Below are 14,808 nucleotides of genomic sequence, written 5' to 3'. Positions count from 1 at the left end.
TTATGGTTTATAGAGAAAATGGAATATACGATAGATGAGATGAATAGAAGATTAAGTAGTTATGTGGAAAAATACAATTTTATAAGACCGCACTACTCTTTAGGATATAAAACTCCTGCAGACATAGTTAATAAAATGTAATAAAATTTTTTAGGTGTGGGTGTTCACGATTATAGAAATTATACATTGCATTTATAAAAAAATATATTTATAATATATTCTAATATTCTTAAATAAACAGGTGTGTCATGTTTAAAGATCAAGACATTGTAGAAAATGAAAAATGGCAAGATGAGCAGTTTTTAGAAGATACAGCCGAACTTTTAAAGGCATTAGCTCACCCGGCCAGATTAAAAATAATAGGATACCTTGCAAGTGGAAAAAAGTGTGTAAAACATATATGGGAAGCCCTTGACCTACCTCAACCAAACGTATCTCAGCATCTTTCAATACTTAGAAACAGAGGCATTTTAGGATACAAGCGAGAAGGGTCAATTGTATGTTATTATATTAAGGACAAAAGGGTTTTAGATTTGTACAGAAATTTAATACAGGAGGATTAATATGGCAGGTAAAGTAATATCAGTTAACGAAACAAACTTCGAACAAGAAGTTTTAAACTCTAACGTTCCAGTTTTAGTTGATTTTTGGGCGCCTTGGTGTGGACCTTGTAGATTAATAGCACCAATCGTTGAAGAGATAGCGGAAGAGATGGAAGGAAGAGCAAAAGTAGTTAAAGTAAATACAGACGAAAATCCAAACCTTGCAATGAAGTACGGAATAAGAGCAATACCTACAATAATGGTATTTAAAAATGGAAGAGTTGTTGACACAAGGGTAGGAGTTCAACCAAAAGAAGTTTTAAAAGCACTTTTAGCATAAAGGAAATTTATGGTAGAGATACATCCAACCGCTATTGTAAGTAAAAAAGCAAAGTTAGGGGTCAATGTCAAAGTTGGCCCTTTTTCTATTATTGAAGATGAAGTTGAGATAGGAGATAATACAGTTATCCACTCATCAGTAAAGATAAAAAACTACACAAAGATAGGCTCAAATTGTCAGATTTACGAAGGTACAGTAATAGGAAGCATTCCTCAACATCTTGGATTTAAAGGAGAAATCTCTTACGTAGAGATAGGAAATAATACTGTATTAAGAGAGTACTGTACAGTCCACAGAGGAACATCATTTGATGATGGCATAACAAAAATAGGCGATAACTGTTATCTTATGGCTTATGTCCATATAGCCCACGACTGTAAAGTAGGACACGATACAATCTTAGCAAACTGTGTGACGCTAGCAGGACACGTTAAGATAGGAAACTACGTTTTTGTAGGAGGACTAACACCAATTCATCAGTTTTGCAGAATTGGGGACTATGCAATGGTTGGCGGAGCTTCTGCAGTAGACAAAGATGTACCACCTTACACAAGAGCATCAAAAAACCATGTTTTACTTTACGGACTAAACTTAGTAGGACTAAAAAGAAGAGGATTTTCCTCAGAACAGATTAAAATAATAAAAGAAGCTTACAGAATCTTATTTAGAACTTCTTCTACAATAACAGAAGGTATAAAGATAGTTGAAGAGAATCTTCCAAAAACTCCTGAAGTAGAAAATTTATTAAATTTTGTAAAAACAACAAAAAGAGGAATAGCTCCCGACGCATCAAAAAGAAAATTACTACTTACAGATGAAGAGTGATAAAATCGCACTTATTGCAGGTTGGGGAGACCTTCCGTTAACCTTCGCAAAGTCAGCTTTTGAAAAAAATCAAGACTTAACTATAATAGCCATAAAATCATCTGCAAGTAAAGAGTTAGAAAAGTACGGAAAAACATACTGGTTTTCTTTTACAGAAGCACAAAAAATAATAGATACATTAAAAAAAGAAAACATTAAAAAGTTAGTAATGCTTGGAAAAATAGAGCACAGCTCCATACTGTTTCATCTTCACAAATTTGATGAAAGGGCAAAAAATTTTTTATTTTCACTAAAAGACAAGAGAGCAAAATCAATTCTTCATTCAATAATAAACGAGCTTGAAAAAGAAGGATTTGAGTTTATAGACCCTACTCCTTATCTATCTTCTCTTTTAGTAGAAGAAGGATTTTTGGTAAATCCGATAGAAGATGAAAATATAAAAAAAGACATTGAGTTTGGAATGAAGATAGCAAAAGAAGTTGCAGACCTTGACATTGGACAGACTGTTGTTGTAAAAGATGGTGTTGTGATAGCAGTTGAAGGAGTAGAAGGAACGGATAAATGTATATTAAGAGGTGGAGAGCTTGGAGGTGAAGGGGCTGTTGTATGTAAAGCAGCACGTAAAAATCAAGATATGAGATATGACGTGCCTGTAATAGGTGTTAAAACTTTAGAAAGTATGAAAAAAGCAAAAGCAAAAGTTTTAGCGGTAGAATCAGGAAAAACCTATTTAATAGACAAAAACCAATTTATAAAAAAAGCAAAAGATTACGGAATATCCGTTTTAGGAGTTAAAGCTTGAATGAGTTTATTCAGCAGATGAAGTTTACAGGATTGGTTTTACATCAGCTTAGATTAGTTTCATCTCATGGTGGAAATTTAAGTGTAAGAGATGGAGATTACATCTACATAACTAAAACTGGAAGAATGGCAGGCTTCTTAACAGAAGAAGACATTATAAAACTCCCACTTTTTCAACAAACACACCAAGACAAAGAAGCCTCCATAGAGCTTATAGTCCACAGAGAAATTTACAAAAGAAATCCTGAAGTATCTGCGATAGTCCACGCTCACCCGATAACAGCTACCACATTGGCTTACTTTTTAGAAGAGTTTGAGCCTATTGACATAGAAGGACAACTATTTATAAAAAAAGTTCCTACTTGCATAGTTAGTAAACCCTCTGCATCAGTGGAGCTGGCAGAAAGTCTGGCAGAGATTTTTAAAAAAGGTTATGTTATATCTGTAGTTAGGTCTCACGGTAGTTTTGCAGTTGGAAAAAGTTTAAACGAAGCTTTAAAATATACATCAACCTTAGAAAATTCAGCGGAGATTTTTTACAGATGGAAAATGATAAGTTTGATGAAGTAATAGGTATATACTTAAGCATAGTAGGTAAAGACCTATTAAGTCTTTCTGCATCAGAGTCCCAAGTTTTAGAGGAATTAATAAATGAGCACGGATACGAAAAAGTAAAACTGATTTTAGAACGTTTTAAAGAGGTTTACCCATTACAAAAGCCAAAAAAACCTCAAGTCTTACTTATATCTATTTCAAAACAGATAGAGCAAAATGAAGAAAAACAGCAAGTTAAAGTGGTGGAAAATTCTACAACGCAAGAATACTTTGAAGATGATATAGATATAATTGCAAGAAGGTACGGTATAGAAGTTGATAAAGACGTCATAAATATTTTAGACAAAAACTTAAAAAATTTTTATATTTCTGAAGAAATATACAAAAAAATATGGCAAAATCTTTCAGAAGAAGAAAAAAAACTTTACACAAAAAAAGCCATTTCAGATATAAAAAACTTGAACATCCTAGATAGAAAAAAGTTGAAAGAAGCTATTTACTATAGAATAAAATATCTTATAAAAAAAGATTACAACATACTATTTTAAATTTTTCACTTTCTTCGGATACTGATTAACTTGTAATTCCTCTAAAACTTTTAGCGTTTCGTAGTAAGTTTTAAACAGTTCAACTCTTTTGTAAGAGTCTACCGATTCTAAAACTGTTATAAAATCTTTTGTTATTAAATCTATTTTATTAATTAAATCTTTAATAGCCATAACATTTACCTCTTAAAATAAATTGAGATTTATTCTCAAATAAGACGGGTAAAAATAAAATGATTTCTATCATAATTGAAATCTTTCTAAAATAGATTTATACTTTTAAAAGGGGTGATTTTATGATTAGAAAAATTGTAAAAAGAGATGGAAGGGTTGTAGATTTTGACACTTCAAAAATAGCTAATGCAATATGGAAAGCCATGCAAGCAGTAGGAGAAAAAGATAAAAGTTTATCAGAATCTTTAGCTAAAAAAGTTGTAGAAAAACTTGAAAGTAAACTTTCTCCTGACCAAATCCCAACTGTTGAGCAAGTACAGGATGTTGTTGAAGAAACTTTGATAGAAACAGGGCTTTCGAAAGTAGCAAAAGCATACATCCTTTATAGAGAAAAAAGAGCCCAAATCAGAAAAGAGAAAATGCAAATACTAAATAAAGATTTCATAGATGAAGTAGATAAAGCTTTTGACATAAATGCATTAAAAGTGTTAGCTTCAAGATATTTAAACAAAGACGAATTAGGAAAAGTTATTGAAAGCCCTAAACAACTTTTTCAAAGGGTGGCTATTCATGTAGCCTTACCTTCTATTTTATACGATGAAAGGGTATTTTCTAAAAAATCTTCTTTACAAAAAGAAAGTAAAATCAAAATTGAGGACTACGATGGAAAAGCAAGGATAGGAAAGTACTTATTAAACATATACCATTTAGAAGCTCTTGAAAGACTTTATAAAAGAATGAATAAAGAAAAGTTAATGAAAAAAAGCCTTTCACAAATACTTGATATGTTATCAAATGATGAGTTTAAAGATTATGAACAAGAGATAGATGATTACTATAACCTTATGGTAAGTCGTAAATTTATGCCAAACACACCTGCACTTGTTAACTTTGGTAATCCTCTTGGAATGGGCATGGCTTGCTTTGTTTTAGGTATGGAAGACTCTCTTTTATCTATAATGGAAACTTTAAAAAATGCAGCTTTGATATTTCAATCAGGAGGAGGATGTGGTTATAACTTTTCTACATTAAGACCAGAAGGTGATTTTGTAAGGTCAACCCATGGAGTCAGCTCTGGACCTATAGCTTTTATGACACTTTTTGATAAGATGACAGAGGTAATAAAACAAGGCGGTGTAAGGCGTGGTGCAAATATGGGTATTTTAAACAGTGACCATCCCGATATAGAAAAGTTTATAGTTGCCAAAAAAGGTAATCTACAACTTACAAACTTTAACATATCAGTTTTTCTAAAAGAAGATTTTTGGGATTACTATAAAGACAATAAACCTTATCCTCTCGTAAATCCAAGGAATAAACAAATCGTAAAGTATATAAATCCGAAAAACTTTTTTGATATGATTGTATATCAAGGTTGGGAGTCAGCAGAGCCAGGACTACTTTTTGATGATAACATAAATAGATACAATCCTTTTTTAGAAACCTTAGGAAAAATAGAATCTACAAACCCTTGCGGAGAAGTACTTTTATATCCAAACGAGTCTTGTGATTTAGGCTCAATAAACCTATGGGCATTTGTTGGGGAGGAGTACGATGGAGAAAAGAGAGTTGTAAAGATTAACTGGGAAGATTTAGAAAGAGTAGTAAGGTTAGCTGTAAGATTTTTAGATAACATATTGGATATAAACAAGTATCCTCTAAAAAAAATAGAAGAAAGAACACTAAAAACAAGAAAGATAGGTCTTGGAATAATGGGACTTGCTGATACTTTATTTGAACTGGAGCTTTCTTACGATAGTAAAGAAGGACTTGATTTTATGGAAAGAATTATGGAATTTATAAACTACTATTCAAAATTAGAATCAATAGAAATAGCTAAAAAAAGAGGATCTTTCCCTTACTTTAATAAAAGTTTTTATAAAAAAGGAAAATTGCCATTTAAAGGATTTTATGAAAAAGAATCTTGGCATTTTGATTGGGAGAAAGTTTCTGAGGATATAAAAAAATATGGATTAAGAAATGCATACACCACTGTAATAGCACCTACAGGGTCTATAAGTATGATAGCAGGATGTTCAGCTGGTATAGAACCTGTTTACAGTCTAATTTATGAGAAAAAGGTTACAATAGGCTCTTTTTACTATGTAAACCCTGTTTTTGAAAGGTTTATGGAAAGAGAAGGCTTATTTGATGATAATCTAATAAAAGATGTTATTAGAAACAATGGTAGTATTCAAAACATTCCCTACATACCTCAAAAGTATAAAAAAATCTTTAAAACAGCAAAAGATATATCTGGAAAAGACCACATAAAAGCTTTAGCATCTTTACAAAAATGGGTAGATTCATCTGTATCTAAAACTATAAATTTTCCAGAGAACGTTAGCATAGAAGAGATGAAAGAAGCTTACCTTTTAGCCCACGAGCTTGGATGTAAAGGTCTGACTGTTTACAGAGAAAAATCTATATCTGGAGTTTACACAGTACCAACAGAAGAAAAAGAAGAAAGAAAAGTTATGACATCTTTAAAAGATGAAAAAGTAAAAGGACCTTCTATTTATAAAGAAATAACAGCTTCTTTTGATACTCAAGAAGATTATTCAACATCCTCTGAAAAATGTCCCCAGTGTGGTACTCCTCTGATAGTAAAAGAGGGTTGTAAAAGCTGTCCTAACTGTGGATGGAGTGTATGTAGTCTATGATTTACGTTTTTACAGGAAACGGTAAAGGAAAAACCACAGCAGCAATAGGTACAGCTATAAGGGCTTTGGGAAATGGTGAAAAGGTTCTTTTTATTCAGTTTATGAAAGATGAGACAATAACTTCAGAAACTAAAATTTTAAAGAAATTAGAAAACTTTACTCTAAAAAGCGTTGGTAGAAAAGGATTTTATTTACCAAAGGAAATGCTTTTGAAAAATCCAGATTTAGTTAAATATGGAGTAAAACCTATTGAAGAGATTGATAAACAACTTGCTTATGAAGGTCTTAAGTTTGTAAAAGAAAATATAGAAAATAACGATTTAATAGTTCTTGACGAAGTTTGTATAGCTATTTACTTTGGACTTTTAAAAGTTGAAGATGTTATAGATTTACTGAAATCTCACTCAGATAAAGATTTTATCCTTACAGGTAGAAACTGTCCACAAGAGTTGTTAGACATGGCCGATTTAGTTACAGAGATGAAAGAAGTCAAACATCCATACCAAAAAGGCATAAAAGCAAAAAAAGGATTAGACTACTAAAATCGAATTAATCTGTAGATTAAGAAGATAAAAGTTAAAATAGAAAGGTACATTAAAACCTCAGAAGTATGAAAATCTCCTGCTATTGAAAATAAAGCTGAGGATATTAAAAATCCTATAAAGATTATAGACAAAGCTATCTTTGAAACTTGATTTTTATAAAAGTTTTGTAATTCTTCTAAATCTTTAAACAATATTCTAATTGAAAGTCTTTCTATATTTAGAAGTTTAATTATCTTATCTAACTTAAAGGCTAAGTTATAGTAAAAATCTACAATCCTTATAATCTCATCAAACTTTTCTTTTGTATATTCAGCTATTGATTTAGTTAAAAATTTAGATAATCTTTCAGTTGGGTTAAAAGAAGGGTCAAGATTCCTTATCACTCCGTCAAGACCTATTGCAGATTTTCCAAGGTATGCCAAAGAGGTAGGAAGTTTTAGATTACACTCTCTTACAAGGTCAATAATCTCTAAAACCATCTCCTTTAGATTTATGTTTGACAGATTTTTGTTGTAATACTTTTCTATAAAGACTTCGACAAAACTTTCAAGTTTGTCTAAATCCGTTTTAGGAGTTATCATTCCCATTCCTTCATAGAAGTTCATAGCTAGCTGGGTATTTTTATTCACCACTGAAAATATGTGTTCGTAAAGGAGCTTCCTTTTTTCTCCCGATATACTACCAACCATTCCATAGTCAAGTAAAACAACCGTTCCATCTGTTTTTATGATAAAGTTTCCAGGGTGTGGGTCTGCGTGATAAAATCCATCTTTAAAAACCATCTTATAGTAAGCATCTGTAATAACTTCTGCTAAATGTTTTTTAGAGATATTAAGCTGGTCTAACTGAGACAGCTTATAACCTTCTATAAATTCTAAAACAAGTAAGTTTTTTGTAGAGTACTGTGGATAGTATTTTGGAATGTAAAAACCTTTATCGTAGTTTTCAAAGTTTTTTCTAAAAGTTCTTATATTAGATGCTTCTATCTCAAAGTCAGCTTCTCTTAGGGTTGTGTACTTATACTGGTATATTACTGATTTTAAATCAAGGTCTTTAACAGTTTTTGAGTGTTTTTCTAAAAATGAAATGATTTTTAAAAATATTTCTGCATCAAGGGATATTAACTCCTCTAAACCAGGTCTTTTTACCTTTATCGCCACTTTTTCTCCAGATTTTAAAACTCCATAGTAAACTTGAGCTATAGATGCTGACCCTATAGGGTTTGGGTCTATATAATCAAAAACTTCTTCTAAGGGTTTGTTAATTTCATTTTCTATAATCGGTTTTATTTGGTCAAATGGTATAGGCTGGACTTTGTCTTGAAGTTTAATAAGTTCAATTATTATAGACTGGGGGATTAAATCTGGTCTTATGCTAAGTATCTGTCCAAGTTTTATAAAAGAAGGTCCTAAGTACTCAAGAGTTTGGCGTATTTTTTGGGGCTTTAAAGAAGGGTCTACTTCTATACCAAACAAAACTTTAAAGTATTCATAGATATTGTATATTCCAAGTTTTGAAAGTTGTAATGCTATCTCTTTAAATCTGCTGTATAGCTTTAATTTTCTATTAAACACCTTGTTCTTCCAAGAGCTTTTGCATTTGCTGTGCTACACTTCTTATTTCCCACTGGGCGTGGGGTGTGTTTCTTTTTTGTATAAAGTCTTTAATCCAGCTTAAAGTCCCTGATACTACTATAGTTGTTCTTCTTCCGTTTGGTAGGAAAAATCTTGCATCTTCTCTCTTTATTTTAAAGTAATGGACAAAAAGGTCGTATATCAGCTGTGATAGTTCATCATACAGTTTTGCTATTTCATAGGCAGTCATACTTTTTGATATATAAACATGGTTTACCCTTTTCTCTAAGGTTTGAATGCTATCTTTTACACTTTGGCTTGTGTTTTCTGTGGAATTTTTAATTATTTGCAATATTTCGTTGAAAAGGTCTTTAAGGTTTTCTATACTTTTCAAATCTACTGTTTGTTGGCTTTCTTTTACAGAAGGAGAAATTATACAGAAGTTTTCTTCTTCTTTTACATACCTTTGACTTCTCTGGGAGAAGTTTAGAGCGGTGTGTCTTACCAGCTGATGAGTTAAAGTTCTGCTTACTTTGTCTATAAAAAATACGGCGTAGCCGTCATACTCTGTTATAAGTCCTATTAGAGAGACATTCTCTTTTTGCCCTAATGGGTTTATAGGCACGTCAAACTCTGCTATTTTTTCAAAAGCTTTTAAATACTGCTGTGGGTCTATCTCAAGCAGTTCCTCGAGGTAGTGTCTGAGACTTACTCCTATGACATCGGGATATTTGGGGTTGTAGTGAGATTTAAATTTTGTTGCGGCTATTTTTAAAGCGTTTAACTCTCCGATTTTTTTGTATGCAAAAGAATGGGAGAAAACAGAAAAGTGTTTATAGTTTCCAAGTTTTGACAAAAATCCTGCTCTTGTCTGTTTATCTACAACCCTTGGGTCATTTAACAAGGACTGTAAATCCCCATCGTTATAACAAACCCTTGCCCCAAGTGCAGTAAAGGGAATAGTTTTACTAAAATCTTCTAAAGAGAAAAAATCCGTTATCTTCACCTGTAAGCTCCGATGTAGTGTTTTTGGTAAATAAATTATATCAGGAGAAATAAATAAAGTAGTAAAGAGAAAAGAATGTAGTATATTTTGAGTATGAGAGGGTTTAACCCACCGTATTTACCTTACTCTTTTCTTCTAAAAACTTATCTATAAGTTTTTTATAGTTATCAATAGAGTAAAGGTGTAAGTATATGTATCTAAAGTATCCTCTTAATTGAAAGTCTTTGAGCGTTTCTTTTGGAAGATCGTACAGTTTAGACTCATCTATTGCGTTGAGTTTTACAGTTATACCCCTGTAATGGTACTCTGCCGGAGAGACAAGGTTATAATTAAACATCGTGTTTACAAATTCCTGAGTTTCTCTCATCCTTTCAAAAAATATATCCGCAGGTATCAAGAAGTCCTTTTGGAAGTATTGGTTAATTTGACTATCCTCTCCAAAGATTGGCTCTCCTTTCTCGAAACTAAAGCCCGGACAACTAAAATCTACGTTTATTATTTTCTGCCCCCTATCATTAAGCACCAAAGAAAAAGGATACTGTTTACAAGCAAGAGGTTTTTCATTACCAAGTACACAACCTTTTTCTAACTCAAGGTAAGTACATCTTCCTTCATCTTCTTCTAATTTGAAGAAAATGTTAATACTTTTAAAAGGTTCTTTGTTTTCGTCTTTATTTTTAATTAAAACAAAAGATATAGGAAAGTATTTTGATAAAATAGGCATTTCTGCAAGCGTTATCGCAGATCTTTTTGGAAGGAAACAGCAGGATAAAGAGCAGTCAGATTTTAAGCATTCCCACTTTAAATTTTTATGTTTATCAATGTTTAACAATTCTGTTTTTTCAAAGAGCTTTGCCATAACTTACTCCTTTAAATCTAATTTTTTACTTTTTTCTACATACTTTACACAACCTAATTTTATTACCTTTTCAAGGTCTTGTTTAGAGGATTTTATTATAGCTATACTGTCTACGACTTGCAAAAGCTCAACGTTTTCAAACTTCTTTACACAGTCTGGGTTTTCAACCAGAACTTTAAAGGTTTCTTTCTGATTTGAATCTGATTTTTCAAGCCAGACCTTTGTATTGTAATCTAACTTTTTATGGTAGTTTGAATCCATAGCACAGCTTGTAAGACTTATTAAGATTGTTAAAATCAAATAAATTACTGTAGCAACCAATTTAGATTTTCCTTTGTAATAAATGCATTCAGTATTTTACCTTTATCACTTATTACAATTGGATTAGTAATATCTGACATAGCCATTTTTTCATCTATAAACTTAATAGTTTCATCAAGCTTTTTTCTTCCCTCTTCACAGCTTCTTTTTGAGTTGTATCCTTTTAAAATATCTTCAAAACCTTTCTTATCGCAGAATACAGAAAGTGCTATATCGTACGAGTTTTGATGTATCGCTAAAGGTCTGATTATTATCTTTACTTTTACATTTTTTTCTAATGCCCAAGCTTCTAATGTTTTGTAGGAATCTTCACATACTTTACAATCTGGGTCTGTTATAAAGTAAACGTACCTACTACCTTTTCCTACTGTAAAGAATACATAATTTTCAAACTTTTCCAAAAGCTTTTCAGGAATATCTCTTCTTTGTTGAATTGATTTGATTGCAATATTCTCTCCTGTTTTACCGTCTATCACAGCAGGAAACAGTAAAGATAAATCTTCGTTAACGTAAAAGACAGCGGGTTTTATACCAATTCTAAATTCTACTTGACATAAGTTTACGTTTCTAAACTTTTCAACTTTTTCTATAATAATCTCGTTGTTTGGCGTAAATTTTTTAATCACTTCTACTATCTTATCTTCTTTAGGACAGTCAAAGTTTAACTGTTTTTCCTGCTTTTTTGATTGACATCCTGCAGAAAGAGCTACAGCAACAGAAAGCAGGGCAACGGCAGATTTTTTCATGCAAACCTCCTTTTTAGGTTTCTGACTATAATTATAAAAATTAGTGAGCTTAATATTATACCATAATCTATAGTTTTTACAGTTGAGCAACCGCCACCACCCGAAGAATTACTACCAGTTGACGATTTTCCGTTATTTGATGGCATAGCATTCTGTAAAGCTGCTTTACCGTAGCCGTAGGTGTAGTTAGGAAGGTTTTGGGTGTTTTGGTCTGTAAGGACATTGTTTTTGAGTATTTCTTTTGCCTGAAAAACGTCTATGTTAGGGTTGTCTTGAAGTATTAGGGCAACTAAACCTGCTACTACAGGAGAAGACATTGAAGTTCCAGCTTTTGATATATAAGTAGACGTTCCTGCAAGGGCACTGTATACAAAGTATCCCGGCGCTACAAAGTCTGGTTTTACCCTACCGTCCCTTGTGGGACCTCTTGAAGAAAAGTAAGCTATCTTACCTAAATCTATAAAGGACTTGCTGGTAGTGAAAGCACTTGGTTTTGATGTGATAGCTCCTACAGTTATTACATAATCAGAAGTACCGGGCATAGCTAAAGTTCCTAAGTATCCTCCATAGGCGTCTGTTTGGTAGTAGTTTAAAAACTGACTGTCTCCAAACGGGTAAGCAAAGTATATATCTACAGTTGGATTACCTTGGGCAGGTTCAAGGTTTAGTCTAAAAGTTCCATCACAATAAAAATCTATTACAAACTCACCATCTCCGTTTAAAGGAGAAGATGTAATAGTGTTGTCTATAGATACCTCACAGTTTCCTAAATCTCCTATTACATTAGACCCGCTTTGTGCAGATATACAGGATGTTCCTTTACAAAACTCAACGTTAACCTTTCCGCCTTTATACCAGCCGTCTATTATGTCTCCTGTTTGAGATGTAAGGTCAATAGATGTTTTTGAAGAGAAATTTTGCACTTTTGCGTGAAGTGCTACATCTCCTTCATTACCTGCCGATGCAACAACTATAAATCCAGCAGATGAGAGGTTTTGTATAGCCTTTTCTAAAAGGGAAGTGCCGTCGTGAGGTCCGTAATGAAAGCCTAAAGACATGTTCACAACCATAGGTTTGTTAAGTTGTTGTTTTTTATTTTTTAGGTACTGTAGTCCTTGAATAACGTCTGTATCTTCAAGGTTTGTCCTAACTACTATAATATCAGATTCTTTTGCTATACCTGTGTACACAGAGTTTGGGTCGTAGCCTGCTAAGATACCTGCTACGTGGGTTCCGTGTCCATCGTAGTCATAGTTACAGTCGTTGTTTTTTATCTTCTGGTTTATGGTGTTGTTGTCAAACTCTGTTCCTGTTGAAGGTTCGTAGTAGTAGATTATTCTTGAAGTTCCGTCGGATTTTTTAAACATAGGATGGCAAAAGTCTATACCTGTGTCTATTACAGCTACTACTGTATTCTTTCCTGTTTTGCCAGTAGTAGTTGCGTTTGTTCCAATGTAGTAAGAGCTTGCTGATAGGTCTGTAGTTTTTATCTGTCTATTTGTAGAAAGGATTATAACTCTCCAGTCCTGTTGATAGTTGACAGTTATAGATAGAATGCCGTCGCTACATTGGTATTCATCGCCAGATAGGCTACAGCTTCCACTTGTAGTAAGGTTTAAATCAGAGGGAAACTTTAGTATTTTTATCTTCTGATTAGTGTAGGTTTTGAGTGTGAAAGTCTGGTTTGAAGACCCTGACACTCCTACAGAAGAAGAAGAAGCTACGTCTAACATAAGCTTTAACTTTTTCGGGGGTTCGTAGTAAACGACGTTAGGGTCTGAGGATAGGGTTTTTAAGGATATTTTTGATATGTCTATTACCTTAACTGTTCCGTCTTTGTATAAGACTTTGTAGTATAGTTTTTTATCTGCGAAAGCGTAGCTAAAAACCGTTAGTATGAGAAAAATTATAAACTTTTTCATAATATCCCCCTTTTAGGGTTATTTTTTTTCACCAAAAACAGGTCTTTTAGGTGCTCCTTCTTCCCTCATGTATTTAAGTCTTAATTCAGACAGCTTTTTCATATCACCAGACTTAAATGCTTCTTCCATCTGTTTTTGCATATTTTCACTCCATTCTTGGTAATTTTTTCTCCATTTTTCCATAGCTTTATATTCTGGGGATTTTTTATACTCTTCTAATTTTTTTTGTCTTTCTAACTCTATTTCTTGCTGTTTTAAAAGGGCAGGATTCTGTTTAAAAGCAGGTTTTTCATCGTTTTTACTGTTTTGATTAGCTTCTGAGGTTGGATTAACGTTTTCTTTTGGCTGGTCTTGGGTTTTAACCGTTTGTAGGGCAGGCTGATTTGAAAACTGTAAGTTTGCTGGTTTTGTCTCTTGTGGTTGTGTTTGGTTTTTAACTGACTGGTCTTCCTTCGTTGAAAAGTTTAGAAAAATAAAGCCTAAAACTACAGAAAAGACAAGTCCTCCTACAATTAAGTATTCTTTTTTCATTCGAAACCTCCTAAAAATAAAAAAACCCCCTTATTAAAAGGGGGTTGTAAAGTTATAGATTAATGAGATTATTTCACTTGGAGAGCTCTGATTAAGCATGTATTATTAGGTCTGGATAGTGTTTGGAAGTTGTTAGTTGCATCTTTGTACCATACGTTGTCATATAGACCAGCAGATATACATGTTCCTCCTACAGGGCTGTAAACGTGAGCTACTTTATTTAGTCCAAGTGATACGTTTCCACCCCTTGCTGAAGCACCTGCAGAAGTAAACGGAATGTTAAGGGTTGAAGAGTCTACAACGCCTGTTTGAATATCTGCTGTGTAAGGAGCTGACACTGTTGTTGTAAAGTATGCTGCTTTTATGTTTGGAGCAGCACCAGCAAAGTTTCCTAGGTAATTATATTGTGCACCGTCTGATAAGACGTTTGTATCAGATTTGATTTTAACAAGTGTTGTAGTCGCAATCCAACCAGGTGAGTAAACATCATAGTATACGTTCTTAGATAGCGTTCTTTTTGCACATGTTTGACCACCAGCGAAGTTTGTACCGAAGGTACATTCGTAGAAAGTATTGTTATTAGCAGTATCCCTAAATATCATACTGTTGTTTGTTGCTATTAAGTGCCTAATAGTAACAGTGTTTGCTGTTGTGTCGTTATTTACGTCGTTAGTATAGTCACCGTTGTAAAGTCCTGAACCCTTATACTCTATCCATGCAAATTCGTCCCTGTTAGTAGAAACTGCACACATTATTTTGTCTGTTCCTTCACCTACAACTGTTTCTGTTTTTGTTTTTGTGTAAACAGGGTTTGTTTCAGTATCTACAGATGTTGTGTTATTAACATTATTACAGTAAT

Annotated in this window: 18 protein-coding genes; 9 read left to right on the top strand and 9 right to left on the bottom strand. The window is 32.9% G+C overall.

The window, feature by feature from the left end; genetic code table 11:
- The first annotated feature begins 18 nt into the window (after nucleotides 1-18).
- The 7 genes from Q385_RS09535 (at nucleotide 19) to Q385_RS0100590 (ending at nucleotide 3,611) form a co-directional block, all read left to right on the top strand.
- Nucleotides 19-141 carry an integrase core domain-containing protein gene (locus tag Q385_RS09535; protein WP_169733155.1) on the top strand — a complete coding sequence of 41 codons (123 nt, stop codon included), beginning with the start codon at nucleotides 19-21 and terminating at the stop codon, nucleotides 139-141.
- 107 nt (nucleotides 142-248) lie between these two features.
- Entirely contained in the window at nucleotides 249-563 is a 315-nt protein-coding gene (locus Q385_RS0100615) for an ArsR/SmtB family transcription factor (RefSeq protein ID WP_028949814.1), read from the top strand.
- Nucleotide 564: 1 nt separating this feature from the next.
- Nucleotides 565-882 carry a thioredoxin gene (gene trxA, locus Q385_RS0100610; RefSeq protein ID WP_028949813.1) on the top strand — a complete coding sequence of 106 codons (318 nt, stop codon included), beginning with the start codon at nucleotides 565-567 and terminating at the stop codon, nucleotides 880-882.
- 9 nt (nucleotides 883-891) lie between these two features.
- Nucleotides 892-1,707, top strand: a complete 816-nt coding sequence (gene lpxA, locus Q385_RS0100605; RefSeq protein WP_028949812.1) for an acyl-ACP--UDP-N-acetylglucosamine O-acyltransferase — start codon at nucleotides 892-894, stop codon at nucleotides 1,705-1,707.
- Nucleotides 1,697-2,509, top strand: a complete 813-nt coding sequence (locus Q385_RS0100600; RefSeq protein ID WP_028949811.1) for an LpxI family protein — start codon at nucleotides 1,697-1,699, stop codon at nucleotides 2,507-2,509. Before lpxA ends, Q385_RS0100600 begins: the two co-directional genes overlap by 11 nt.
- Nucleotides 2,506-3,078, top strand: a complete 573-nt coding sequence (locus Q385_RS0100595; protein ID WP_028949810.1) for a class II aldolase/adducin family protein — start codon at nucleotides 2,506-2,508, stop codon at nucleotides 3,076-3,078. The genes Q385_RS0100600 and Q385_RS0100595 overlap by 4 nt, the downstream gene beginning before the upstream one ends.
- Nucleotides 3,051-3,611 (top strand): hypothetical protein, encoded by a 561-nt coding sequence (locus Q385_RS0100590; protein WP_028949809.1) that lies wholly within the window; start codon nucleotides 3,051-3,053, stop codon nucleotides 3,609-3,611. Before Q385_RS0100595 ends, Q385_RS0100590 begins: the two co-directional genes overlap by 28 nt.
- On the opposite strand, the gene Q385_RS0100585 is transcribed toward Q385_RS0100590, so the two are convergent.
- Nucleotides 3,603-3,782 (bottom strand): hypothetical protein, encoded by a 180-nt coding sequence (locus Q385_RS0100585; RefSeq protein ID WP_028949808.1) that lies wholly within the window; start codon nucleotides 3,780-3,782, stop codon nucleotides 3,603-3,605. The two genes, Q385_RS0100590 and Q385_RS0100585, sit on opposite strands and share 9 nt — an antisense overlap.
- Nucleotides 3,783-3,904: 122 nt before the next feature.
- On the opposite strand from Q385_RS0100585, the gene Q385_RS0100580 reads away from it, so the two are divergent.
- Both Q385_RS0100580 and Q385_RS0100575 read left to right on the top strand, forming a co-directional pair.
- Nucleotides 3,905-6,445 (top strand): adenosylcobalamin-dependent ribonucleoside-diphosphate reductase, encoded by a 2,541-nt coding sequence (locus tag Q385_RS0100580; RefSeq protein WP_028949807.1) that lies wholly within the window; start codon nucleotides 3,905-3,907, stop codon nucleotides 6,443-6,445.
- Nucleotides 6,442-6,987, top strand: coding sequence for a cob(I)yrinic acid a,c-diamide adenosyltransferase (locus Q385_RS0100575; RefSeq protein WP_028949806.1), 546 nt, complete (start codon nucleotides 6,442-6,444; stop codon nucleotides 6,985-6,987). The genes Q385_RS0100580 and Q385_RS0100575 overlap by 4 nt, the downstream gene beginning before the upstream one ends.
- Here the strand turns inward: Q385_RS0100575 and Q385_RS0100570 are convergent.
- The 8 genes from Q385_RS0100570 to Q385_RS09355 form a co-directional block, all read right to left on the bottom strand.
- Complete coding sequence (locus tag Q385_RS0100570; RefSeq protein ID WP_028949805.1) at nucleotides 6,984-8,564, bottom strand: ABC1 kinase family protein; 1,581 nt, start codon at nucleotides 8,562-8,564, stop codon at nucleotides 6,984-6,986. The two genes, Q385_RS0100575 and Q385_RS0100570, sit on opposite strands and share 4 nt — an antisense overlap.
- Nucleotides 8,557-9,570: an FAD-dependent thymidylate synthase gene (gene thyX, locus Q385_RS0100565; RefSeq protein ID WP_028949804.1), complete on the bottom strand. Its 1,014-nt coding sequence runs from the start codon at nucleotides 9,568-9,570 to the stop codon at nucleotides 8,557-8,559. The genes Q385_RS0100570 and thyX overlap by 8 nt, the downstream gene beginning before the upstream one ends.
- Nucleotides 9,571-9,673: 103 nt before the next feature.
- Nucleotides 9,674-10,429 (bottom strand): SapC family protein, encoded by a 756-nt coding sequence (locus Q385_RS0100560; protein ID WP_028949803.1) that lies wholly within the window; start codon nucleotides 10,427-10,429, stop codon nucleotides 9,674-9,676.
- A gap of 3 nt (nucleotides 10,430-10,432) precedes the next feature.
- Nucleotides 10,433-10,750, bottom strand: coding sequence for a hypothetical protein (locus Q385_RS0100555; protein ID WP_028949802.1), 318 nt, complete (start codon nucleotides 10,748-10,750; stop codon nucleotides 10,433-10,435).
- Nucleotides 10,735-11,496: a thioredoxin domain-containing protein gene (locus Q385_RS0100550; protein ID WP_028949801.1), complete on the bottom strand. Its 762-nt coding sequence runs from the start codon at nucleotides 11,494-11,496 to the stop codon at nucleotides 10,735-10,737. Before Q385_RS0100550 ends, Q385_RS0100555 begins: the two co-directional genes overlap by 16 nt.
- Nucleotides 11,493-13,418 (bottom strand): S8 family serine peptidase, encoded by a 1,926-nt coding sequence (locus Q385_RS0100545; protein ID WP_028949800.1) that lies wholly within the window; start codon nucleotides 13,416-13,418, stop codon nucleotides 11,493-11,495. The genes Q385_RS0100550 and Q385_RS0100545 overlap by 4 nt, the downstream gene beginning before the upstream one ends.
- Before the next feature lie 18 nt (nucleotides 13,419-13,436).
- Nucleotides 13,437-13,949 carry a hypothetical protein gene (locus Q385_RS0100540; protein WP_028949799.1) on the bottom strand — a complete coding sequence of 171 codons (513 nt, stop codon included), beginning with the start codon at nucleotides 13,947-13,949 and terminating at the stop codon, nucleotides 13,437-13,439.
- Between the two features lie 68 nt (nucleotides 13,950-14,017).
- Nucleotides 14,018-14,808: hypothetical protein (locus Q385_RS09355; protein ID WP_037919301.1), on the bottom strand; the 791-nt coding region annotated here is incomplete at its 5' end.

It is taken from the genome of Sulfurihydrogenibium subterraneum DSM 15120 (assembly GCF_000619805.1).
Lineage (GTDB): Bacteria > Aquificota > Aquificia > Aquificales > Hydrogenothermaceae > Sulfurihydrogenibium > Sulfurihydrogenibium subterraneum.
This window is presented reverse-complemented; position numbering and strand designations above follow the sequence as displayed.